General features: G+C 60.5%; 32 protein-coding genes, 1 tRNA gene and 1 pseudogene. 29 read left to right on the top strand and 5 right to left on the bottom strand.

What is annotated here, in order from left to right:
- Positions 1 to 80: 80 nt before the first annotated feature.
- The gene (locus AC56LY_RS21680; RefSeq protein WP_183554281.1) at positions 81 to 656 is read right to left on the bottom strand and encodes a TerD family protein; all 576 of its coding nucleotides are present in this window, start codon (positions 654 to 656) and stop codon (positions 81 to 83) included.
- A gap of 168 nt (positions 657 to 824) precedes the next feature.
- Positions 825 to 1,958, bottom strand: coding sequence for an epoxide hydrolase family protein (locus AC56LY_RS21685; RefSeq protein ID WP_499583090.1), 1,134 nt, complete (start codon positions 1,956 to 1,958; stop codon positions 825 to 827).
- A 158-nt stretch (positions 1,959 to 2,116) separates the two neighbouring features.
- Here AC56LY_RS21685 and AC56LY_RS21690 point away from each other — a divergent pair, with 158 nt between their 5' ends.
- A complete protein-coding gene (locus AC56LY_RS21690) occupies positions 2,117 to 2,872 on the top strand; it encodes an SDR family NAD(P)-dependent oxidoreductase (protein ID WP_499583092.1) in 756 nt (251 codons plus the stop codon).
- 10 nt (positions 2,873 to 2,882) lie between these two features.
- Here AC56LY_RS21690 and AC56LY_RS21695 read toward each other — a convergent pair whose 3' ends face one another.
- Genes AC56LY_RS21695 through ggpS form a run of 3 tightly spaced genes read right to left on the bottom strand, consistent with a single transcriptional unit; the run spans position 2,883 to position 7,237 of the window.
- Positions 2,883 to 3,773, bottom strand: coding sequence for an AraC family transcriptional regulator (locus AC56LY_RS21695; RefSeq protein ID WP_499583094.1), 891 nt, complete (start codon positions 3,771 to 3,773; stop codon positions 2,883 to 2,885).
- Between the two features lie 28 nt (positions 3,774 to 3,801).
- Complete coding sequence (locus tag AC56LY_RS21700) at positions 3,802 to 4,953, bottom strand: mechanosensitive ion channel family protein (protein WP_499583096.1); 1,152 nt, start codon at positions 4,951 to 4,953, stop codon at positions 3,802 to 3,804.
- Entirely contained in the window at positions 4,919 to 7,237 is a 2,319-nt protein-coding gene (gene ggpS, locus AC56LY_RS21705; protein WP_499583098.1) for a glucosylglycerol-phosphate synthase, read from the bottom strand. The genes AC56LY_RS21700 and ggpS overlap by 35 nt, the downstream gene beginning before the upstream one ends.
- A 401-nt stretch (positions 7,238 to 7,638) precedes the next feature.
- Between ggpS and AC56LY_RS21710 the strand changes: the two genes are divergently transcribed.
- The 28 genes and pseudogenes from AC56LY_RS21710 (at position 7,639) to AC56LY_RS21845 (ending at position 21,763) form a co-directional block, all read left to right on the top strand.
- Positions 7,639 to 7,715 (top strand) — tRNA-Val (locus AC56LY_RS21710).
- Positions 7,716 to 7,991: 276 nt separating this feature from the next.
- The gene (gene rplC / locus AC56LY_RS21715; RefSeq protein ID WP_183554268.1) at positions 7,992 to 8,648 is read left to right on the top strand and encodes a 50S ribosomal protein L3; all 657 of its coding nucleotides are present in this window, start codon (positions 7,992 to 7,994) and stop codon (positions 8,646 to 8,648) included.
- Between the two features lie 3 nt (positions 8,649 to 8,651).
- A complete protein-coding gene (gene rplD / locus AC56LY_RS21720; RefSeq protein ID WP_183554266.1) occupies positions 8,652 to 9,272 on the top strand; it encodes a 50S ribosomal protein L4 in 621 nt (206 codons plus the stop codon).
- Positions 9,269 to 9,586: a 50S ribosomal protein L23 gene (gene rplW / locus AC56LY_RS21725; protein WP_183554264.1), complete on the top strand. Its 318-nt coding sequence runs from the start codon at positions 9,269 to 9,271 to the stop codon at positions 9,584 to 9,586. The genes rplD and rplW overlap by 4 nt, the downstream gene beginning before the upstream one ends.
- Entirely contained in the window at positions 9,586 to 10,413 is an 828-nt protein-coding gene (rplB, locus tag AC56LY_RS21730; protein ID WP_183554262.1) for a 50S ribosomal protein L2, read from the top strand. Before rplW ends, rplB begins: the two co-directional genes overlap by 1 nt.
- Before the next feature lie 9 nt (positions 10,414 to 10,422).
- Entirely contained in the window at positions 10,423 to 10,698 is a 276-nt protein-coding gene (rpsS, locus tag AC56LY_RS21735) for a 30S ribosomal protein S19 (RefSeq protein WP_119811777.1), read from the top strand.
- Complete coding sequence (rplV, locus tag AC56LY_RS21740; protein ID WP_183555278.1) at positions 10,695 to 11,027, top strand: 50S ribosomal protein L22; 333 nt, start codon at positions 10,695 to 10,697, stop codon at positions 11,025 to 11,027. The genes rpsS and rplV overlap by 4 nt, the downstream gene beginning before the upstream one ends.
- An 11-nt stretch (positions 11,028 to 11,038) precedes the next feature.
- Positions 11,039 to 11,878: a 30S ribosomal protein S3 gene (gene rpsC / locus AC56LY_RS21745; RefSeq protein WP_332530667.1), complete on the top strand. Its 840-nt coding sequence runs from the start codon at positions 11,039 to 11,041 to the stop codon at positions 11,876 to 11,878.
- Positions 11,879 to 11,880: 2 nt separating this feature from the next.
- A complete protein-coding gene (rplP, locus tag AC56LY_RS21750; RefSeq protein ID WP_145653055.1) occupies positions 11,881 to 12,300 on the top strand; it encodes a 50S ribosomal protein L16 in 420 nt (139 codons plus the stop codon).
- Positions 12,301 to 12,312: 12 nt separating this feature from the next.
- The gene (rpmC, locus tag AC56LY_RS21755) at positions 12,313 to 12,504 is read left to right on the top strand and encodes a 50S ribosomal protein L29 (RefSeq protein WP_183554257.1); all 192 of its coding nucleotides are present in this window, start codon (positions 12,313 to 12,315) and stop codon (positions 12,502 to 12,504) included.
- On the top strand, positions 12,501 to 12,773 hold the full coding sequence (gene rpsQ / locus AC56LY_RS21760; RefSeq protein WP_183554240.1) for a 30S ribosomal protein S17: 273 nt from the start codon (positions 12,501 to 12,503) through the stop codon (positions 12,771 to 12,773). Before rpmC ends, rpsQ begins: the two co-directional genes overlap by 4 nt.
- Positions 12,774 to 13,006: 233 nt before the next feature.
- Positions 13,007 to 13,375 (top strand): 50S ribosomal protein L14, encoded by a 369-nt coding sequence (gene rplN, locus AC56LY_RS21765; protein WP_183554239.1) that lies wholly within the window; start codon positions 13,007 to 13,009, stop codon positions 13,373 to 13,375.
- A gap of 9 nt (positions 13,376 to 13,384) precedes the next feature.
- Positions 13,385 to 13,699 carry a 50S ribosomal protein L24 gene (rplX, locus tag AC56LY_RS21770; protein WP_171085179.1) on the top strand — a complete coding sequence of 105 codons (315 nt, stop codon included), beginning with the start codon at positions 13,385 to 13,387 and terminating at the stop codon, positions 13,697 to 13,699.
- Positions 13,700 to 13,705: 6 nt separating this feature from the next.
- Positions 13,706 to 14,245 carry a 50S ribosomal protein L5 gene (gene rplE, locus AC56LY_RS21775; protein ID WP_123069942.1) on the top strand — a complete coding sequence of 180 codons (540 nt, stop codon included), beginning with the start codon at positions 13,706 to 13,708 and terminating at the stop codon, positions 14,243 to 14,245.
- Positions 14,246 to 14,250: 5 nt separating this feature from the next.
- The gene (gene rpsN / locus AC56LY_RS21780) at positions 14,251 to 14,556 is read left to right on the top strand and encodes a 30S ribosomal protein S14 (RefSeq protein WP_183554238.1); all 306 of its coding nucleotides are present in this window, start codon (positions 14,251 to 14,253) and stop codon (positions 14,554 to 14,556) included.
- 14 nt (positions 14,557 to 14,570) lie between these two features.
- A complete protein-coding gene (gene rpsH / locus AC56LY_RS21785; RefSeq protein WP_183554237.1) occupies positions 14,571 to 14,966 on the top strand; it encodes a 30S ribosomal protein S8 in 396 nt (131 codons plus the stop codon).
- Between the two features lie 10 nt (positions 14,967 to 14,976).
- A complete protein-coding gene (gene rplF, locus AC56LY_RS21790; RefSeq protein WP_183554236.1) occupies positions 14,977 to 15,510 on the top strand; it encodes a 50S ribosomal protein L6 in 534 nt (177 codons plus the stop codon).
- Positions 15,511 to 15,521: 11 nt separating this feature from the next.
- The gene (rplR, locus tag AC56LY_RS21795; protein ID WP_258837174.1) at positions 15,522 to 15,884 is read left to right on the top strand and encodes a 50S ribosomal protein L18; all 363 of its coding nucleotides are present in this window, start codon (positions 15,522 to 15,524) and stop codon (positions 15,882 to 15,884) included.
- 12 nt (positions 15,885 to 15,896) lie between these two features.
- Positions 15,897 to 16,415 (top strand): 30S ribosomal protein S5, encoded by a 519-nt coding sequence (rpsE, locus tag AC56LY_RS21800; protein ID WP_183554232.1) that lies wholly within the window; start codon positions 15,897 to 15,899, stop codon positions 16,413 to 16,415.
- 11 nt (positions 16,416 to 16,426) lie between these two features.
- Complete coding sequence (rpmD, locus tag AC56LY_RS21805) at positions 16,427 to 16,606, top strand: 50S ribosomal protein L30 (RefSeq protein ID WP_123069947.1); 180 nt, start codon at positions 16,427 to 16,429, stop codon at positions 16,604 to 16,606.
- A gap of 28 nt (positions 16,607 to 16,634) precedes the next feature.
- A complete protein-coding gene (rplO, locus tag AC56LY_RS21810; RefSeq protein WP_183554230.1) occupies positions 16,635 to 17,066 on the top strand; it encodes a 50S ribosomal protein L15 in 432 nt (143 codons plus the stop codon).
- A 28-nt stretch (positions 17,067 to 17,094) separates the two neighbouring features.
- Positions 17,095 to 18,429, top strand: coding sequence for a preprotein translocase subunit SecY (gene secY / locus AC56LY_RS21815; RefSeq protein WP_183554228.1), 1,335 nt, complete (start codon positions 17,095 to 17,097; stop codon positions 18,427 to 18,429).
- A 21-nt stretch (positions 18,430 to 18,450) separates the two neighbouring features.
- Positions 18,451 to 18,659 (top strand): annotated as a pseudogene (locus AC56LY_RS21820) (S1 domain-containing protein).
- A 39-nt stretch (positions 18,660 to 18,698) separates the two neighbouring features.
- A complete protein-coding gene (rpmJ, locus tag AC56LY_RS21825; RefSeq protein ID WP_005663407.1) occupies positions 18,699 to 18,812 on the top strand; it encodes a 50S ribosomal protein L36 in 114 nt (37 codons plus the stop codon).
- Between the two features lie 16 nt (positions 18,813 to 18,828).
- The gene (gene rpsM, locus AC56LY_RS21830) at positions 18,829 to 19,194 is read left to right on the top strand and encodes a 30S ribosomal protein S13 (protein WP_499583102.1); all 366 of its coding nucleotides are present in this window, start codon (positions 18,829 to 18,831) and stop codon (positions 19,192 to 19,194) included.
- Between the two features lie 14 nt (positions 19,195 to 19,208).
- Entirely contained in the window at positions 19,209 to 19,613 is a 405-nt protein-coding gene (gene rpsK / locus AC56LY_RS21835) for a 30S ribosomal protein S11 (RefSeq protein WP_005663404.1), read from the top strand.
- Between the two features lie 248 nt (positions 19,614 to 19,861).
- Positions 19,862 to 20,485: a 30S ribosomal protein S4 gene (gene rpsD / locus AC56LY_RS21840; RefSeq protein ID WP_183554224.1), complete on the top strand. Its 624-nt coding sequence runs from the start codon at positions 19,862 to 19,864 to the stop codon at positions 20,483 to 20,485.
- Between the two features lie 300 nt (positions 20,486 to 20,785).
- On the top strand, positions 20,786 to 21,763 hold the full coding sequence (locus AC56LY_RS21845; protein WP_332530665.1) for a DNA-directed RNA polymerase subunit alpha: 978 nt from the start codon (positions 20,786 to 20,788) through the stop codon (positions 21,761 to 21,763).
- The last annotated feature ends 42 nt before the right edge of the window (positions 21,764 to 21,805 follow it).

Raw genomic sequence — 21,805 nt, forward strand, 5'->3', positions numbered from 1 at the left:
ATTTCCTGAAGATGTTGCAGACAGGGCCCGCATGTGGCGCGGGCCCGGGGGATTACGTGGCGAACGGCGAGACGAACGACTCAGACGTTGACGCCGAACGAGCGGGCCAGAGGACCCAGGCCGCCCTTGAAGCCCTGGCCGACGGCGCGGAACTTCCATTCGCTGCCGTGGCGGTACAGTTCACCGAAAATCATTGCGGTTTCGGTCGAGCTGTCTTCGGACAGGTCGTAGCGCGCGATCTCGGTTTCGCCAGCGGCGTTCAGGCAGCGGATGTACGCCTTGCTGACCTGGCCGAAGCTCTGGCGACGCGCCTCGGCATCGTGGATGGTGACGCAGAACGAGATCTTGTCGATGTCGGCCGGCACGCGGTTCAGTTCAACGGCGATCTTTTCGTCGTCGCCCTCGCCCTGGCCGGTGGTGTTGTCGCCTGCGTGGACCACGGAACCGTCGGTCGACTTGAGGTTGTTATAGAAGATGAAGTCGGTATCGCCGCGCACTTTGGCGTCGGTCTTGAGCAGGAAGGCGCTGCCGTCCAGATCGAAAGCGGAACCGTCGGTCGAGCGGGGATCCCAGCCCAGGCCGATGATGACCTTGGTGAGGCCCGGTGCTTCCTTGCTCAGGTTGACGTTGCCGCCTTTTTGCAGACTGATTGCCATACGAACTCCTTGTTCCGTTGAGGGTTGACTGGCCGCCGGTGGACTGGCGAACCTCGGGGGATGGTGCCGCCAATATAGGCGGTAACCGATCAATTGTACATGGGGCCACGGCGCGCGGATTTCAACCGTTTTTCATAGGAGGATGTATGTACCTGGGGCCCACAAAAGTCATGCCCGCGTACGTAGCGGGCGAAAGAACGCGCGGATCTCTTCGGCCAGCATCGCGGGCTGTTCGAGCGCCGCGAAATGCCCGCCCGCCGGCATCGTGTTCCATTGCCGCACGTCGAAGCTGCGCGCGACCCAGCTACACGGCGGCATCGGCAGCTCGAACGGGAACACGGCCACGCCCAGCGGCGGCGCAACGCGCGCCGTCAGTGCCATGGGCCGGGCGCGGCCTTCGACATACATGCGAAAGGATGACCCGACCGATTCCGTAAACCAGTACAGGCTGATATTGGCCAACAGCGTGTCGAGGTCGATGGGACCATCGCTCCAGGCCTGGAATTTTTCGGCAATCCACGCGGCCAGGCCGGCCGGCGAATCGTTCAGGCCCACTGCCAGCGTGTGCGGCTTGGTGCCCTGCAGCCGCGCATAGGCGCCTTCGCGGTCCAGAAACTCGGTGGCGCGGCGCAGGAAATCCTGCTCGTCGTCCGTCAGCTGTTCGCCATCGGCCAGCGGTGGCCGGAACGAACCGGGGATGTAGTTCAGGTGCATGCCGATGACTTGCTCCGGGAAGCGCTGGCCCAGCCAGGCGCTCACGCCGGCGCCGATATCGCCGCCCTGCGCACCGAAGCGTCGGTAGCCCAGGCTCGTCATCAGTTCGGCCCACAGGCCCGCGGTCTCGAATGCGCCGATGCCCTTGTGCCCGGGTTGCGACGAATAGCCGAAGCCGGGCAGCGACGGCGCCACCACGTGAAAGCTGTCGCGCGGATCGCCGCCGTGCGCGCCCGGGTCGGCCAGCAGCGGGATGATCGCTTCCATCTCGAGGAACGAGCCGGGCCAGCCATGCGTGAGCACCAGCGGCATCGGATCGGGTCCGGCGCCGCGCTGGTGAACAAAGTGGATGGTGTGGTCCTGCACGCGTGCACGGTACTGCGGCAGGCGATTCAGCCGTGCTTCGACCGCGCGCCAGTCGAAGCCGTCGCGCCAGTGCGCCAGCAACTGCGCCAGGAAGGCGGGATCGATGCCTTCGCTCGATCCCTGGCCGGCAATGGACGGCGCGAGGCGGGTGCGCGCCAGGCGCGCCTGCAGGTCGGCCAGGTCGGCCTCGGGAACGGCGATATGAAACGGTTCGATATGCATGGCGGCCGGGAGCTGGGAAGGTAGTGCCGATTGTAAGGTGCCCTGGCGACGGCGCACGATTTGGAGGATCAGGCAAAGACCGGCCAGCTTCCGGCAACGGCGCGGGCGGCGCGGATCACATACTTGTGGCTCTCTCCAACCTACAAGGAATCACCATCATGACCACCATTGCTCTCGTTACCGGCGCGAGCCGCGGCCTGGGACGCAACACCGCACTGCACATCGCCCGCCGCGGCGGCGACGTGATCGTCACCTACCAGAGCCGCGAAGCGGAGGCCCTGGCCGTGGTCGACGAGGTACGCGCTTTGGGCCGCCAGGCGCTGGCGCTGCAGCTCGACGTGGGCGACGTCGCCAGCTTCCCCGCGTTTGCCGCCAGCCTGCGCGCGGCGCTGGCCACTACCTGGGGCCGCGAACAGTTCGACCACCTTGTCAACAATGCCGGCCACGGCGCCATGGCGCCCATCGCCGACACCACCGAGGCGCAGTTCGACCATCTGGTCGACGTCCACTTCAAGGGCGTGTTCTTCCTGACCCAGGCGCTGCTGCCGTTGCTGGCCGATGGCGGGCGCATCGTGAACCTGTCCTCAGGCCTGACCCGCGTCTCGCTGCCGGGCTTTGGTGCGTATGCGGCCGTCAAGGGCGCGGTCGAGGTCCTGAGCCTCTATCTCGCCAAGGAACTGGGCGGGCGCGGCATCGCGGTCAATACCGTGGCGCCCGGTGCGATCGAGACGGATTTCCTCGGTGGTGCGGTGCGCGACACGCCGGACCTGAATGGTGTGTTTGCCGGCATGACGGCACTGGGCCGGGTGGGGGTGCCGGACGATATCGGGCCGATGATCGCCAGCCTGCTGGGGCAGGACAATCGCTGGATCAACGGCCAGCGCATCGAAGTCTCGGGCGGGCAGGCGATTTGAGGGTTTGATCTCAGGCGGCGTGCAGGCGCTCGTGCGCGGCGCTCACGTCGCGCACCGGCGGCAGCCCGAACATGCGCCCGTACTCGCGCGTGAATTGCTGCACGCTCTCGTAGCCGACCGCATGGGCGGCCGTGCTGGCGTTGAGGCCTTCGGCGAGCATCAGGCGGCGTGCCTCGATCAGGCGCAGCTGCTTCTGGAACTGCAGCGGCGTGAGCGACGTCACCGCGCGAAAGTGCTGGTGGAACGAGGAAGGACTCATGCCGGCCAGGCCGGCCAGTTGCTCCACCGGGAGCCGGCGCGCATAGTCGGTGCGCAGCAGCGCGACGGCGCGCGCAACGCGGCGCACGTGACTGTCGGGCAGGCCAAGACGCCGCACCGCCGCGCCATGGCGGCCGGCCAGCAGCCAGTAATGAAATTCACGTATGAGCGATGCCTGCAGCACCGGCAGCGCGGCGGGCCGCTCGATCAACCCCATCAGGCGCAGGGCGGTATCCGCCAGGTGCGCATCGGTCGGCGCGCTGCGTACCGGCGCGCCGGTGGTGTCTTCGATTGTCGCCATGTCGGTGGCCAGATCGGCAATCACGGCCGGATTCAGATCCAGCACCAGCGAGCAATAGGGCGTAGCGCTGCTGGCCTGCGTGATCTGGCTGACGGTGGGCACGTCGGCCATGATCAGGAGCGAATCGCCCGCATGGAACGTGAGCGTTTGCCCGCCTGTGCTGACCTCTTTGCTGCCTTGCAGGACCAGGCAGGCCAGCGGGCGGGCGATCTGGCTGGTCAAAGCGCTGCGCTCGTTCACGCGGATCGCGACCAGGCCGGCGATCGGCGTGGGCGCGATACCGTCGCGGTCGGCCTGGAGGGCGGCGTAGCGCAGGACGCGGGCGAGAAGTGGCGTGTGCATGCGCCAAGTGTAGCGCGACGAACCCGCGTCAGGCAGCTTTCCCGATCGATGCATCGGCGTCATTGCCTGCCTGGGCGCTGTCGTGCGGCCGCGCCTCACGCGTCAGCTGCACGGTCTGCACCGGCAAGGCCAGCGCCACGTCCTGCGCCTGCAGCAGCGCCACGATGCGCAGGTAGATCTCCTGCTGGATATCCATGTAGATCGTGTAGTCGGTATTGTCGACGTAATACACGACTTCGTAGTTGAAGCTCGGCGCGGCCAGGCCGCTCAGATGGGCGCGGTCGAAGCGTACCTGCGGCTGGGCGCGCACGATCTTTTCCAGCAGTGCCGGCAGCGCGCGCAGGATCGGTTCCGGCGTGCGGTGCGACACGCCGAACCCGAACACGACGCGCCGTGACGCCATCCGGCGCAGGTTCTGGATGCGGCTCTTGAGCAGGTCGTTATTGGAAAACACGATCTGCTCGCCGCCCAGGCTGCGCACGCGGGTGGTCTTCAGGCCGATCTTCTCGACCGTGCCGAGCATCTTGTCGACGATGATGAAGTCGCCCACGACGAACGGTTTGTCGAGCACGATCGAGAGCGACGCGAACAGGTCGCCCAGGATGCTCTGCACCGCCAGCGCGATGGCGATACCGCCTATACCCAGGCTGGCCACGAGCGTGGTGATGTTCACGCCCAGGTTGTCGAGCACCATCAGGGCGACGATGGCCCACAGCGCGACGCGCACCAAAAAAGTGACAGCGGCCGACGAGGTGACGCGGTCCGGGTCTTCGCTGCTGCGCTGCGCGCGCGTGACGCGCAGCCAGGTGCGCAGGCCCGTATCGCCCCACAGCGCGACCTGGATCAAGAGCGCCGTGATCGCGAAGCGGCCGATGAACAGGTCCGCTTTCGCGGGCAGGGTCAGCAGGCTGGCGCCGACATACAGGCCGACAAAGCCCAGCACCACCAGCTTCGTCGAGCGCAGCGTGGCGGCGGCGATGTCGTGCAGCAGCGCGGGCGTGCCCGTTTCGGTCTGCGTGGCCCCAGCGCCCAGGCGCCGTGCGATGATGGACTTGAGGGCGTCCAGGCCGATGGTGACGGCCACCATGGCCGCCAGGGCGATCAGCCAGTCGGCCACGGGATTGGCAAGGATGATGTAGTTCATGTCAGGCCGCGGCGCGTTCGTCGATCGGTTGTTCATTACCCGGCGCCGGCAGTGCCGCCAGCACGGCCAGGAAGTCGTCGCCCCAGCGCGTCACGTCGTGACCGCGTACGATCGCCGCCATGCGCCCGGCGCGGTACGCCACTTCGTCGGCGCCCATGGTCAGCGCGTCGTACAGCGTCGCGCTCATGGCATTCGCGTCGTACGGGTTGACCAGCAGCGCGCCGTGCAGCTCGACCGCGGCGCCGGCGAACTCGGACAGCACCAGCGTGCCTGGCCGGCCCGTCGCATGGCGGGTGGCGACGTATTCCTTGGCCACCAGGTTCAGGCCATCGCGCAGCGGCGTGATCCAGGCGATGTCGCAGGCGGCGTAGTGGGCCACCACCTGCTCGAACGGCAGGCTGCGGTAGAAGTAGCGCACCGGTACCCAGTCCATCGTGGAGAAGCGCCCGTTGATGCGCCCGACGATGCGGTCCAGGTCTTCGCGCAGGCTGTCGTAGATGTCCATGCCGCTGGCGGCCGGCGTGATGATGTTCAGTAGCGTGACCTTGCCCAGCAATTCCGGGTGCTGTTCGAGCATGCGTTCATAGGCCTGCAGTTTCTCCAGCGAGCCTTTCACGTAGTCGAGACGCTCGATCGAGACAATGCCGGTCTTGCCATCCAGGTAGGCGTCGATCTCCGCAATCTGCTGCTGCACGGCGTCGGTTTGCACCAGCGCGTCAATCAGGTCCGTGTTGGTGCCAACCGGATGCGCGCCCAGCGCGACCTGGCGCCCATTCACCTCGAGCGCGGTGGTCATGTGGTCCACGCCCAGCGCGCAGCCGAAGGTCAGGAAGCGCGGCGCGCAGCCCACGCCCTCGACGATCTGCACCGGCGCGCACGAACGGGCGGCGTCGACGAAGTTCTCGACGTAGCGCGGGATGTGAAAGCCCACGTAGTCGCATTGCAGCAGGCTGCCGATGATGTCGCGCCGCCATGGCAGGATATTGAAGACGTCGCTCGACGGGAACGCCGTGTGGTGGAAGAACGCGATCTTCAGGTCGGGGCGCAGCGGGCGCAGGAAGGCCGGTACCATCCACAGGTTGTAGTCGTGGATCCAGGCGGTGGCGCCATACGCCGCTTCGCGCGCGGTCTGCTCGGCGAACAGGCGGTTGATCTCCAGGTAGCGTTCCCAGTGGTCCTGGCGGAACACGGCCTTGTCGGGGAACGAAAAGATGATCGGCCAGAACGCCTCTTTCGAGAACTTCTTGTAGAACTGGTCGATGTCGTCCGGCGTGAGCGCGATGCGGGCCGCTTTCAGGTGGGGATAGCGCGCCGCATCGACTGCGACGTGTGGAACGAAGCCGGCCGGTGTGCGGCTGTTCTGCTGCGACCACGCGACCCACGAACCCTTGCGTCCACCGGCGAAAAAGCTCAATAGCGTGGGCATGATGCCGTTCGGGCTTTTCGGGCGCCGCGCGTACGTCACGCCATCCTCGACCACTTCGTCGTAGGGCAGGCGGTGATACACCATCGCCAGCTCGGCGTTGCCGCAGACCGGGACGGCGGGCGGGCTGTCGTCGCCATCGAAACGCAGGCCATGGCGGCTGAGGGCTTCCAGGATGCCGCCGCAGCCGGCTGCGTCGGCCACCACCACGCGCGGCGACTTGCGCACGGCTTCGACCAGCGCCGGCTCGGCCGCGCCCACGACCACGCCGCGAAAGCCCGCTTCGAACATCGACAGGTCATTCAGCGTGTCGCCCGCCACCAGGATATGGGCCGGATCGAACCCGGCCACCTCGGCCAGGCGGCGCACGGCGGCGCCCTTGCCGACGCCGCGCGGCAGCACGTCCAGGTATTGTCCGGCCGAGAACAGCAGATCGCAGCCGAGGGCGTCGACCGCCGCGCGCAGTTCTGGTGTGATGGCGGACTCGGTCGCATAGAACGAGCAGCGCCGCTCCTGCGGCACGAGCTGGCGCACCAGTTGCGGGAAGCCGCTCAGCGCGCGCAGTACTTCATGGGTGCCGGGCCACGTGGCGGCGATCTCGTGCGCGAGCGGCTCGACCGGGCGCAGGTCGGCATCGACAATCGTCGCGCCGACGTCGGCAATGATGTAATGGGGGCGCGGGACAGTGGGATCGCTCAGCAGCGGAATGACGGTTTCCAGGCCGCGGCCGGTGACGAAGACCAGTTTGGCGCCGGGCAGGGCGCCCGAGAACAGTTCGCGGATGCGGCGCCGCGCCTCATGGGTGCCGGCCAGCAGCGTGCCGTCGAGATCGGTAGCGAGAACAAGGCGGGAAGGGTCGAGCAGGCGGGGCCAGCGTTGTGTGTCAATGACAGTCATGTTGTACATCCTTGCAGCAATGCGTCCGCCAGCAGACCAGGTGTGGACTGACGGCGCAGGTCGGGGCCCGCGAAGTCGCCAGGGAGGCGCGCGGGCCGGGGAAAGGCGGATGGCGCGAAGCGCGCTTTGTTGTACGAAGAAGTGCGCGTTCGACAGGGGCCGCCAGGCGGAGAAGGAAGGGGCAGCGCCGGCATGGTTGCCGGAGACCACGTGCGCCAGGTGCACACGACGAAGCCCATCCTCGAACTACATTTGTACAATAACATTTCGATGATTCAGGCACAACCGGCGATTCGCCTCCGCCGCCGGGTTGGAGTGGAATCAAAATTCTGCTGGAAAGTTGAATCACCGAAAAAAGCTGTTGCAAAAGTTCCAGCATGCCTCGTATAATTCGGCTCCCCGGGCGGTTAGTTCAGTTGGTTAGAATACTTGGTCGACATCCAAGGGGTCGCAGGTTCGAATCCTGCACCGCCCACCAGAAATTCAAGTCGCAGGCTCCCAGCAATGGTTGATGCCTGTAGAGACAAGGCGCACGATGCTGTGCCTGTCTGTGCCGTTCAGCTCGAACGGATTCTTCATTCTCCAGATACTGCGAAAAGCGCAACAGGACCGGTTTCGATGCCGATTTTTCCTGTTGCGCCGTTGCCGTTTGCGCGCTATACTAGCCGGCTTCGGTACGGGTGCGTCTTTTATTGCCCGTATTATTTAGTAGTTCAACTACCCCCGCCCAATCGTAGGTGGGAATGGAGAAAAAATGAGCTTGGGCCTTCTCGGTCGCAAGGTTGGCATGATGCGTATCTTCACGGACGAGGGTGATTCAATCCCTGTCACCGTGCTGGATGTGTCGAACAACCGTGTCGCACAAATCAAAACCCCTGAAACTGATGGCTACACCGCAGTTCAGGTCGTCTACGGTCAACGTCGTGCTTCGCGCGTGACGAAAGCCGCTGCCGGTCACTACGCCAAAGCTGGCGTCGAAGCCGGTACGATGCTGAAAGAATTCCGCATCGATTCCACCAAAGCCGCCGAACTCAAAGCCGGTGACACCATCGATGCTTCGCTGTTCGAAGTGGGCCAGAAAATCGACGTGCAAGGCACCTCGATCGGTAAGGGCTACGCCGGTACCATCAAGCGTCACAACTTCGCATCGGGCCGTGCTACCCACGGTAACTCGCGTTCGCACAATGTTCCTGGCTCGATCGGTATGGCCCAGGATCCAGGCCGCGTGTTCCCAGGCAAGCGCATGACCGGTCACATGGGCGACGTCACCGTCACCACCCAGAACCTGGAAGTTGCTCGCATCGACACCGAACGTCAGCTGCTGCTGATCAAAGGTGCCGTACCTGGCGCGAAGAACGGCCAAGTGGTCGTCAAGCCTGCTGTTAAAACCAAACTCAAGAAAGGAGCGTAAGCCATGGAACTGAAGCTCCTGAATGAGCAAGGTCAAGACGGCGCCAATGTTGCAGCCGCCGATGAAGTGTTCGGTCGTGAATACAACGAAGCCCTGATTCACCAAGTCGTCGTCGCCTACGCTGCTAACGCACGTGGCGGTAACCGCAAGCAGAAAGATCGTGAAGAAGTCCACCACACGACCAAGAAGCCATGGCGCCAAAAAGGTACCGGCCGCGCTCGTGCTGGTATGTCGTCGTCGCCACTGTGGCGCGGCGGTGGTCGTATCTTCCCGAACAGCCCAGAAGAAAACTTCACGCACAAAGTTAACAAGAAGATGTTCCGCGCAGGTATCTGCTCGATCTTCTCGCAACTGGCCCGCGAAGGCCGTCTGAGTGTCGTCGAGAACCTGTCGATCGAAGCACCAAAGACCAAGCTGCTGTCGCAGAAACTGCTGGGCATGGGTCTGGACTCGGTCCTGGTGATCACCGATACCATCGATGAAAACCTCGAGCTGGCATCGCGCAATCTGCCGCACGTTCTGGTCGTTGAGCCTAAGCACGCTGACCCGATGTCGCTGGTGTTCTACAAGAAAATCCTGGTCACGAAAGCTGCTCTGGCCAAGATCGAGGAGATGTACGCATGAGCGCCGCAATCAAATTTAGCGAAGAGCGCCTGATGAAGGTGCTGCTGGCTCCGATCATTTCCGAGAAGGCTACCTTCGTCGCGGAAAAGAACGAGCAGATCGTGTTCAAGGTCATGCCTGACGCGACCAAGCCAGAAATCAAGGCTGCTGTCGAACTGCTGTTCAAAGTCGAGGTCGAATCGGTCCAGACGTTGAACCGTGAAGGCAAGCAGAAGCGTTCGGGCCGTTTCAACGGTCGTCGCAACCACACCAAGCGTGCTTTCGTGTGCCTGAAGCCAGGCCAGGAAATCAATTTTGTCGAGGAGGCTAAATAATGGCACTCGTTAAGATGAAGCCAACCTCCCCAGGCCGTCGCGGCATGGTGAAAGTTGTGACTGAAGGCCTGTACAAAGGTCGTCCATTCGCAGCCCTGGTTGAAAAGAAATCGAAAACTGCCGGCCGTAACAACAACGGTCACATCACCACCCGTCACATGGGCGGCGGTCACAAGCAGCATTACCGTCTGGTCGACTTCAAGCGCCAGAAGGACGGCATCCCTGCCAAGGTCGAGCGTATCGAATACGATCCAAACCGTACCGCGCACATTGCACTGCTGTGCTACGCGGACGGTGAGCGTCAGTATGTCATCGCCACCAAGAACATGGCTGTCGGCGATAGCATCATGAATGGCTCGGAAGCGCCGATCAAGGCCGGTAACTGCCTGCCGATCCGCAACATCCCAGTCGGTACCATCATGAACTGCGTCGAAATGCTGCCAGGTAAGGGTGCCCAGATGGCCCGTACCGCCGGCGCCGGCGTCGTGCTGATGGCACGTGAAGGCACCTACGCTCAGGTCCGCCTGCGCTCGGGTGAAGTCCGTCGCGTGCACATCGAGTGCCGCGCTACCATTGGCGAAGTCGGCAATGCCGAACACAGCCTGCGCAAGATCGGTAAAGCTGGCGCGATGCGCTGGCGTGGTGTTCGTCCAACCGTTCGCGGTGTGGTCATGAACCCTGTCGATCACCCGCACGGTGGTGGTGAAGGTAAAACTGCAGCCGGTCGTCACCCAGTGTCCCCATGGGGCCAGCAGACCAAGGGTAAGAAGACGCGTTCGAACAAGCGTACTTCGTCGATGATCGTTTCGCGCCGCGGCAAGAAATAAGGATAAAAAATGACTCGTTCATTGAAAAAAGGGCCGTTTATTGACGCCCACCTGGTGAAAAAAGTCGAAGCCGCGCAAGCGAACAAAGACAAAAAGCCAGTCAAAACCTGGTCGCGCCGCTCGACGATCTCCCCAGACTTCATCGGTCTGACGATCGCTGTTCACAACGGCAAGCTGCACGTTCCTGTGTATGTGTCGGAGAACATGGTCGGCCACAAGCTCGGCGAGTTCGCGCTGACCCGTACGTTCAAGGGCCACGCCGCTGACAAGAAGGCGAAAAAATAATGGAAACTAAAGCTATCCTCAAAGGCGTGCGCCTGTCGGAACAAAAAGGCCGCCTGGTGGCCGATCTGATCCGCGGCAAGAAAGTTGACGCAGCACTCAACATTCTGCAATTCAGCCCAAAAAAGGGCGCGACGATCATCAAGAAGGTTCTCGAGTCGGCTATCGCCAACGCAGAACACAATGATGGCGCGGACATCGACGAACTGAAAATCGTTCAGATCTATGTCGAAAAGGGCCCGATCCTGAAGCGTTTCACGGCACGTGCAAAAGGCCGCGGCGATCGTATTTCTAAACAATCCTGTCACATTTACGTGACTGTCGGTAACTAAGGAGTCACAGAATGGGTCAGAAAATCCACCCTACCGGCTTCCGCCTGGCGGTCACCCGTAACTGGTCGTCGCGTTGGTATGCTGGTAACGGCAACTTCGCAGCCATGCTGCTGGAAGACCTGGAAGCACGCGCTTTCCTGAAAAAGAAGCTGAAGAACGCTTCGGTCGGTCGTATCGTCATCGAGCGTCCTGCCAAGAACGCGCGTTTCACCATTTACTCGTCGCGTCCTGGTGTCGTGATCGGTAAAAAAGGCGAAGACATCGAAGTGCTGAAGTCGTCGCTGGCGAAGATCATGGGCGTGCCAGTGCACGTCAATATCGAAGAGATCCGCAAGCCTGAGATCGATTCGCAGCTGATCGCCGATTCGATCTCGCAACAGCTCGAAAAGCGCATCATGTTCCGTCGTGCAATGAAGCGCGCGATGCAAAATGCAATGCGTCTGGGCGCTGTCGGCATCAAGATCATGTCGTCGGGTCGTCTGAACGGCATCGAAATCGCACGTACCGAATGGTACCGCGAAGGTCGCGTGCCACTTCACACCCTGCGCGCCGATATCGACTACGGCACCAGCGAAGCATCGACCACGTACGGCATCATCGGCGTCAAGGTCTGGGTCTACAAGGGCGACCGTTCGGTCACCGGCGAAGCACCAGTCATCGACACCCCGCCGGACGACAAGAAGCCACGCGGCCCACGTCGTGACGATGGCAAGCCATCGCGCGGCCCACGCCCAGCAGGCGGCGCACGTCCAGCCGCAGCGCCAGTTGTCCGCGCTCGTCCAGCTGTCAAGCTGGCGACCCCGGCTGCCGCTGCACCTGCTGCTGCCCCAGCTGAGAAAGCAGGAGAATAAGCATGCTGCAACCATCGCGCAGGAAGTATCGTAAAGAGCAGAAAGGCCGTAACACCGGCATTTCGCACACCCGCGGCACCGCGGTCTCGTTCGGTGAATTCGGTCTGAAGGCAGTTGCCCGCGGCCGTATCACTGCACGTCAGATCGAAGCGGCACGTCGTGCCATGACCCGTCACATCAAACGTGGCGGTCGTATCTGGATCCGTATCTTCCCGGACAAGCCGATTTCGAACAAGCCAGCTGAAGTTCGTATGGGTAACGGTAAAGGTAACCCGGAATACTACGTCGCTGAAATCCAGCCAGGCAAAGTCCTGTATGAGATGGACGGCGTTGATGAAACCCTGGCGCGCGAAGCATTCCGCCTGGCCGCTGCCAAACTGCCACTGGCAACCACGTTCGTGGTTCGCCAGGTCGGTCAATAACAGGAGTTGTATATGAAAGCATCGGAACTCCGCGGCAAGGACCAGGACGCGCTGCAGAAGGAGCTGAACGAGCTGCTCAAGGCCCAATTCGGTCTGCGCATGCAAGTCGCCACCCAGCAGCTCGGGAATACCTCGCAGCTCAAGAAAGTACGTCGCGATATCGCGCGTGTGAAGACTGTGATGAACACGAAGGAAGCCAAATGAACGACACCACTAAAACGGCGCTGAAGCGTACGCTGGTCGGTAAAGTCGTGTCCGACAAAATGGACAAGACGGTAACCGTACTGATCGAACGTCACGTCAAGCATCCGCTGTACGGCAAGATCATCGTGCGCTCGAACAAGTATCACGCGCACGACGAAGCGAACGAAGCGAAAATTGGCGACACCGTCGAGATCGCAGAAGGTCGCCCGATCTCGAAGACGAAAGCCTGGACGGTCACCCAGGTGCTGTTGGTAGCACCAGTCCTCTAAGCTTTAAAAATTGTCTTGCGTGGCCCGCTGGTATCTGAGATACTAGCGGGCTTCGTTCATGTGTTGCCGCAGTTTGTCCCCCTCGGCAAGTGCGGCCTGTAACGAAGAGCGTTATTGGAAAGTCCAATCACCCAATCGTGGTGCTCCAGCAGGGGCGTTACGGCGGGACCAAGACTGACCGCAGGCCCACAGATTGTGGGGTTTCTTCGGCTTAAGTTGGGAAAGAAAATACTATGATTCAAACCGAAAGCCGGCTCGAAGTAGCCGACAACACGGGTGCAAAGGAAGTTCTGTGCATCAAGGTGTTGGGCGGCTCGAAGCGCCGTTACGCGAGCATTGGCGACATCATCAAGGTCACCGTTAAAGTCGCAGCCCCACGTGGCCGCGTCAAAAAAGGTGAAATTTACAATGCCGTGGTTGTGCGCACCGCAAAAGGTGTGCGTCGCCCGGATGGTTCCCTGGTCAAGTTCGACGGCAATGCCGCTGTCCTGCTGAACGCCAAGCTGGAGCCAATCGGTACCCGTATCTTCGGACCAGTGACGCGCGAGCTGCGCACTGAAAAGTTCATGAAGATCGTGTCGCTGGCACCTGAAGTTCTGTAAGGATACGACATGGATAAGATTCGTAAAAACGACGAAGTCATCGTTCTGGCCGGGAAAGACAAGGGCAAGCGCGGTGTCGTTCAACAGCGTGTAGACGCTGAACACGTCATCGTCGAAGGCGTCAACGTCGCTAAAAAAGCGACCAAGCCTAACCCGATGACCGGTGTTACTGGTGGTATCGTCGACAAGACAATGCCGATTCACGTGTCGAATGTCGCGCTGTTCAACGCAGCGACCGGCAAGGCAGATCGCGTTGGCTTCAAAGACCAGGACGGCAAAAAAGTCCGCGTCTTCAAGTCGAGCGGCGAAGTAGTGAAGGGGTAAGAATAAATGGCCCGTCTCCAAGCAATTTACAAAGAAAAAGTCGTCGCCGAGCTGACCGAGAAATTCGGTTACAAGTCGGTGATGGAAGTGCCACGTCTGACCAAGATCACCCTGAACATGGGTCTGTCGGAAGCAGTCGCTGACAAGAAGATCATCGAGCACGCCACTGGCGACCTGACGAAGATCGCCGGCCAGAAGCCAGTGATCACCAAGGCACGCAAGGCAATCGCTGGTTTCAAGATCCGCGAAGGCTACCCGATCGGCACGATGGTGACCCTGCGCGGCGCCCGCATGTACGAATTCCTGGACCGTTTCATCACCGTGGCTCTGCCGCGCGTGCGTGACTTCCGCGGTGTCAATGGTAAATCGTTCGATGGTCGCGGCAACTACAACATCGGTGTCAAGGAACAGATCATCTTCCCAGAGATCGACTACGACAAGATCGATGCACTGCGTGGCATGAACATCTCGATCACCACGACTGCTAAGACCGACGAAGAAGCCAAAGCGCTGCTCGCCGCCTTCAAATTCCCGTTCAGGAACTAAGAGCAATGGCAAAACTTTCACTGATTAACCGCGAAAAGAAGCGTGCAGACCTGGTGGAGAAATTCGCCCCGAAGCGTGCCGCTCTTAAAGCGATCATCGACGACCAGTCGAAGACGGAAGAAGAACGCTACGAAGCGCGTCTGAAGCTGCAGGCTCTGCCGCGCAACTCGGCGCCGACCCGTCAGCGTAACCGCTGCGCCATCACTGGCCGTCCACGTGGCACATTCCGTAAATTCGGTCTGGCACGTACCAAAGTCCGCGAATTCGCCATGAAGGGCGAAATTCCTGGTATGACCAAAGCAAGCTGGTAATAGGAGAATATGCAATGAGTATGAGCGATCCTATCGCCGATATGCTGACCCGCATTCGCAACGCACAAGTTGTTCAGAAAACCACGGTCGCAATGCCGTCGTCAAAAGTCAAGGTTGCCATTGCCAACGTCCTGAAGGACGAGGGTTACATTGAGGATTTCGCTGTCACCTCCGAAGGTGGTAAAGCGGAACTGAAAATCGGTTTGAAGTATTACACTGGCCGTCCGGTCATCGAGCGCCTTGAGCGCGTGTCCCGTCCAGGCCTGCGTATCTACAAAGGTAAAGACGAGATCCCAACCGTCATGAACGGCCTGGGCGTGGCAATCGTGTCGACTCCGCAAGGCGTCATGACTGATCGCAAAGCGCGCGCTACCGGTGTCGGTGGCGAAGTGATTTGCTACGTGGCTTAAGGAGTAGACGATGTCTCGAGTAGCTAAGATGCCTATCGCCGTCCCTGCCGGTGCCGAAGTCGCGATCAACGCGTCGTCGATCACCGTCAAGGGCCCGCTGGGCTCCCTGACCCAGGCCCTGAACGGCCTGGTCAAAGTGGAAAACAACAATGGCACGCTGACCTTCGACGTAGTCGATGATTCGCGTGAATCGAACGCCATGTCCGGCACCCTGCGTGCTCTGGTCAACAACATGGTAACCGGCGTGACCAAGGGCTTCGAGAAGAAGCTGAACCTGGTCGGCGTGGGCTACAAGGCAGCAGTGCAGGGCAACGCCCTGAACCTGTCCCTGGGCTTCTCGCACCCGGTGCTGCACGCAATGCCAGAAGGCGTTACTGCAGCAACTCCGACCCCGACCGAGATCCTGATCAAGGGTATCGATCGTCAAAAGGTCGGCCAGGTTGCCGCTGAAGTTCGCGCTTACCGCTCGCCTGAGCCTTACAAAGGCAAGGGTGTCCGTTATTCGGACGAAGTGGTGAAGCTTAAAGAAACCAAGAAGAAATAATCGGAGCTGACATGGACAAGAAAGAATCACGTCTGCGTCGTGGACGTCAGACCCGCATCAAGATCTCGCAGCTGGGCGTGAACCGTTTGTCGGTTCACCGCACCAACCTGCATATCTATGCGAACCTGATCAGCCCGGACGCAAAAGTACTGGTGTCGGCTTCGACTCTGGAAGCTGAAGTGCGCGCCGAGCTGGCAGGTCAGACTGGCGCCGGCGGCAACGCTGCAGCAGCCGCTCTGGTCGGCAAGCGCGTCGCAGAAAAAGCACTGCAAGCAGGAATCACCGAAGTTGCGTTCGATCGCTCCGGTTTCCGTTACCACGGTCGGGTGAAGGCGCTGGCGGAAGCCGCGCGTGAAGCCGGTCTGAAGTTCTAAGGAAGAATCGTCATGGCAAAAATGCAAGCGAAAATGGCAAGCGACAAGCCGGATGATGGCATGCGCGAGAAAATGATCGCGATCAACCGCGTGACCAAAGTGGTCAAGGGTGGTCGTATCATGGGTTTTGCAGCGCTGACCGTTGTCGGTGACGGCGATGGCCGCATCGGCATGGGCAAAGGCAAGTCGAAGGAAGTTCCAGTCGGCGTGCAAAAAGCGATGGAAGAAGCCCGCCGCAACCTGATCAAGGTGCCACTCAAGAACGGTACGCTGCACCACACCGTGTCCGGTCGTCACGGCGCCTCGCGCGTCATGATGATGCCAGCTAAGCCTGGTACCGGCGTGATCGCTGGTGGCGCAATGCGCGCTATCTTCGAAGTGATGGGCGTGACGGACGTGGTCGCTAAATCGACCGGCTCGTCGAATCCATACAACCTGGTGCGCGCTACTCTCGACGGTCTGTCGAAAATGAGCACTGCTTCCGACATCGCCGCCAAGCGTGGCAAGTCGGTCGAAGACATCCTGGGTTAAGGGGAAATCACATGGCTAACACCGTTAAAGTTCAGCTCGTCAAGGGCCTGATCGGTACCCGTCAGGATCACCGTGCCACCGTGCGCGGTCTGGGTCTGCGTCGCGTCAACTCGGTCTCCGAGTTGCAAGACACCCCGTCCGTGCGTGGCATGATCAACAAAGTATCGTACCTCGTGAAAGTGGTTTCGTAAGCCCTCGGGCTTGCGAACGGAGAAATCAATGGAACTCAATACCATTCAACCAGCTGACGGCGCCAAGCACTACAAGCGTCGCGTCGGCCGCGGTATCGGCTCCGGCATCGGCAAAACTGCCGGCCGTGGTCACAAGGGTCAAAAGTCGCGTTCGGGCGGCTTCCACAAAGTCGGCTTCGAAGGCGGTCAAATGCCTCTGCAGCGTCGTCTGCCAAAGCGTGGTTTCAAATCGCTGAACGCAACGTTCAAGGCTGAAGTGCGTCTGTCCGATCTGAACAACCTGGCCGTCGGCGAAGTCGACATCCTGGTGCTCAAAGCGGCTGGCGTCCTGTCGGTTCTGGCACGTGACGTGCGCGTCATCCTGTCCGGCGAGATCACCAAAGCGGTGAACCTCAAAGGCCTGAAAGTGAGCGCCGGCGCTAAAGCGGCAATCGAAGCAGCTGGCGGCTCGGTCGCGTAAAGCGATCGCTGCCTGATCGGAGCAAAAATTGGCGACTAATTCACAACTTGGTAAAAGCGCCGCTTCCGGATTCCCATGGGCCCGGCTGTGGTTTTTGCTTGGCGCGTTGGTCGTGTACCGCATCGGTGCTCATATTCCGGTCCCCGGGATTGACCCGGTGCAGCTCGCTGCGCTGTTCAAGCAGAACGAAGGCGGCATCCTGGGCATGTTCAACATGTTCTCGGGTGGCGCCTTGTCCCGCTTTACCGTGTTCGCGCTCGGCATCATGCCTTATATTTCGGCTTCGATCATCATGCAGCTCGCATCGATCGTTTCGCCGCAACTCGAGGCGTTGAAGAAAGAGGGCGAGTCCGGCCGTCGCAAGATCACCCAGTACACCCGTTACTTCACGGTTGCGCTGGCACTCTTCCAGGCGTTCGGTATCGCTGTCGCGCTCGAAGCGCAGCCTGGCCTGGTCATTGACCCCGGTCTCGGCTTCCGTTTCGTCACCATCGTGACCCTCTTGACCGGCACCATGTTCCTGATGTGGCTGGGCGAGCAAATTACCGAGCGTGGTCTTGGCAATGGCATTTCGATCATCATCTTTGCCGGCATCGCAGCAGGTTTGCCGTCGGCACTGGGTGGCTTGTTCACCCTGGTGTCAAACGGTTCGATCGGCAGCTTCTCGGCCATCCTGATCGTTCTGCTGATCGCTGCGGTGACGTATGCGGTGGTGTTCGTGGAACGCGGACAGCGCAAGATTCTGGTTAATTACGCGAAACGCCAGGTCGGCAACAAGATCTACGGTGGCCAAACCAGCCACCTGCCCTTGAAGCTGAACATGGCAGGCGTGATCCCGCCGATCTTCGCGTCGTCGATCATTCTGTTCCCGGCGACGATTGTCGACTGGTTCACCCGTGGCAAGGATTCCAGCGGCCCGGTGATCGGGTTCCTGAAGGATCTGGCGGCGTCGATGGCGCCGGGCGAACCAATCCACGCGTTGCTGTATGCGGTGGCGATCGTGTTCTTCTGCTTCTTCTATACCGCGCTGGTATTTAACAGCAAGGAAACGGCGGACAACTTGAAGAAAAGTGGCGCGTTTGTACCGGGCATCCGTCCGGGTGATCAGACCGCTCGCTATATCGACAAGATCCTGATGCGCCTGACCCTGGCTGGTGCTGTCTACATCACCCTGGTGTGCCTGGTGCCGGAGTTCATGACCGCCCAGTGGAAGGTTCCCTTCTACTTCGGTGGCACGTCGCTCCTGATCATCGTTGTGGTGACGATGGACTTCATGGCACAAGTACAGAACTACGTCATGTCGCAGCAATATGATTCACTGCTGCGCAAGGCGAACTTCAAGGGTGGCGTCCCGACGCGATAAGTTGTCGGGTGCATGGCGCGAATGGCAGAAGACGATGTCATCCGAATGCAAGGGGAGGGTCGAAAGACTCTCCCAAACGCGACGTTCCGCGTGAAGCTGGAAAACGAAATGTGAGCCTGGGGTCGATCTCGGGTAGAATGCGTGTTCGCTTCTGCCCGCGTGACCCGGTAATGGTGAAGTTGACCCCGTTATCGAGGTCCCGGGCCCGCATCGTATTCGGCACCAAGTAAAAACACATCATCAAGTAAACGAACCGAAGAGAGTGCAAAATGAAAGTTAACGCTTCAGTCAAGCGGATCTGCCGCAACTGCAAGATCATCAAGCGCAAGGGCGTGGTCCGTGTGATCTGCGTCGAGCCGCGTCACAAGCAGCGTCAAGGTTAATTTCGAGGAATAACGAATGGCACGTATTGCAGGGATTAACATCCCAAATCATCAGCACACTGTTATCGGCCTGACGGCGATCTACGGTGTTGGCCGTCCGCGTTCGCAGAAAATCTGCGACGCAACCGGTATCGCGACCACCAAAAAAGTCAAGGACCTGGACGATAACGAACTCGAGAAGCTGCGTGACGAAGTCGCGAAGTTTGTCGTGGAAGGCGATCTTCGCCGCGAACTGTCCATGAACATCAAGCGTCTGATGGACTTGGGCTGCTACCGCGGCATGCGTCACCGTAAGGGCCTGCCGGTCCGCGGTCAGCGTACCCGCACCAATGCGCGTACCCGTAAGGGCCCGCGTAAGGCAGCTCAATCGCTCAAGAAATAATCTAGGAACCGACTATGGCCAAGCAACAAAGCAGCGCGGCAGCAGCGCGCGTCCGCAAGAAAGTCAAGAAGAACGTTGCCGAGGGCATCGCCCACGTGCACGCGTCCTTCAACAACACGATCATCACGATCACCGATCGTCAGGGCAATGCTCTGTCGTGGGCAACTTCCGGCGGCGCCGGCTTCAAGGGTTCGCGCAAATCGACCCCGTTCGCAGCGCAGGTTGCTGCCGAAGCTGCTGGCAAGGTCGCTCAGGAATCGGGCGTGAAGAATCTGGAAGTGCGTATCAAGGGCCCAGGCCCAGGCCGTGAATCGGCTGTGCGCGCACTGAACAACCTCGGCATCAAGATCACCGAGATCCAGGACGTCACCCCAGTTCCACACAACGGTTGCCGTCCACCAAAGCGTCGCCGTATCTAAGTTGCAGGGGAGGGCGGCTTGCCGCCAGCCCATGTACTTGGTAATCGATGCTCGGGGCGCATAGCCCCGTTGTGTTTTCAAGAAAAGCCGGTGCAGTTGCCCGTAAATGGGATATACTGCCCGGCTCTTGTCGCCTGCTGCTCTAGCGGTGGGTGATGCAAGCCACGTCCGGCTGACTTTCCAGAGCTGGACTAGCGCCTGGGTGCTTCTGCACTCTGGGGCGTGATCAATTATTAAAGGAATCTAACGTGGCACGTTATATCGGACCAAAAGCAAAACTGTCGCGCCGTGAAGGCACTGACCTGTTCCTCAAGAGCGCACGTCGCTCGCTCGACTCGAAGTGCAAACTGGACATCAAGCCAGGCCAGCACGGTGTCAAGTCGGGTGCCCGCACCTCGGACTACGGCAACCAACTGCGCGAAAAGCAAAAAGTCAAGCGCATGTACGGCATCCTGGAACGTCAGTTCCGCCGCTACTTCGCAGAAGCTTCGCGTCGCAAGGGTAACACCGGCGAAACGCTGCTGAAGCTGCTGGAAGCGCGTCTGGACAACGTGACGTACCGCATGGGTTTCGGTTCGACCCGCGCTGAAGCACGTCAGCTGGTCAGCCACAAAGCCTTCACCGTCAACGGTCAGGTCGTGAACATTGCTTCGTACCAGGTCAAGACCGGCGACGTCGTTGCTGTGCGCGAAAAAGCCAAGAAGCAAGTGCGTATCGCTGAAGCCCTGTCGCTGGCTGAGCAAATCGGTTTCCCAAGCTGGGTGTCGGTCGATGCCAAGAAGCTGGAAGGCACCTTCCGTTCGTTCCCAGAGCGTAACGAAATCGCTGCTGACGTCAACGAAGCGCTGATCGTCGAACTGTACTCGCGTTAATCGATCGCGACGGCGCCGACAATGTCGGCGCCTGACGATCGTGCCCGCGCAGGCGGGATTCAGGTTAAGCATGCAACGCCGCAAAACCTGGTCTCACCTGCGCGGCAACGGCGTGGTGGTTGTGCAAGCGCAGCGATCCCGGATCGGCACTTGCAAAGAACAGCGAATTCTCTGGAATCAAAGTTTCCTCCTCACCGTCGTAACCCAATTCGTTTTACCGCCTGCTCCGGCAGGCGTTTTCCATCAAGCCATCAGCCTTATCGGTGTAACGAGCCGAGGGTATTGAAAAGGACTACGTTCATGCAAAATAGTTTGTTGAAGCCACGTATCATCGACGTCGAAGCACTGGGCGCCGGCCACGCGAAAGTCGTGATGGAGCCGTTCGAGCGTGGCTATGGCCACACCCTCGGCAACGCACTGCGTCGCGTGCTGCTGTCGTCGATGGTTGGCTACGCGCCGACCGAAGTGACGATCGCTGGTGTCGTGCATGAATACTCGTCGCTCGATGGCGTTCAGGAAGACGTCGTCGACCTGTTGCTGAACCTGAAGGGTGTGGTCTTCAAAGTCCACAACCGTGACTCGGTCAACCTGACCCTGAAAAAGGAAGGCGAAGGCCCAGTCCTGGCATCGGACATCGACCTGCCGCACGACGTCGAGCTGGTCAACCCGGATCACGTGATCGCTCACCTGACCGCCGGTGGCAAGCTGGACATGCAGATCAAGGTCGAAAAAGGCCGTGGCTATGTGCCAGGTAATGTCCGCCGTCTGTCGGAAGACACCAACAAGACCATCGGCCGCATCATCCTGGACGCTTCGTTCTCGCCAGTGCGCCGCGTGTCGTACGCTGTTGAATCGGCCCGTGTCGAACAGCGTACCGACCTGGACAAGCTGATCATCAACATCGAAACGAACGGCGTCATCACGCCAGAAGAAGCGATCCGCCAGTCGGCTCGCGTCCTGGTTGATCAGCTGAACGTGTTTGCTGCCCTGGAAGGCACCGAAGCCGCCGCGGAAGCGCCATCGCGCGCACCGCTGGTCGATCCGATCCTGCTGCGTCCAGTCGACGACCTGGAACTGACCGTCCGTTCGGCCAACTGCCTGAAAGCAGAAAACATCTACTACATCGGCGATCTGATCCAGCGTTCGGAAAACGAACTGCTCAAGACTCCAAACCTGGGCCGCAAGTCGCTCAACGAAATCAAGGAAGTCCTTGCTTCGCGTGGCTTGACCCTGGGAATGAAGCTCGAGAACTGGCCACCTGCCGGTCTGGAAAAGTAATCCACGTTTTTTGTCGCACCCCGCCCGGACGCGTTGTCCAGG

Source organism: Telluria sp. ZT3P25 (genome assembly GCF_059685895.1).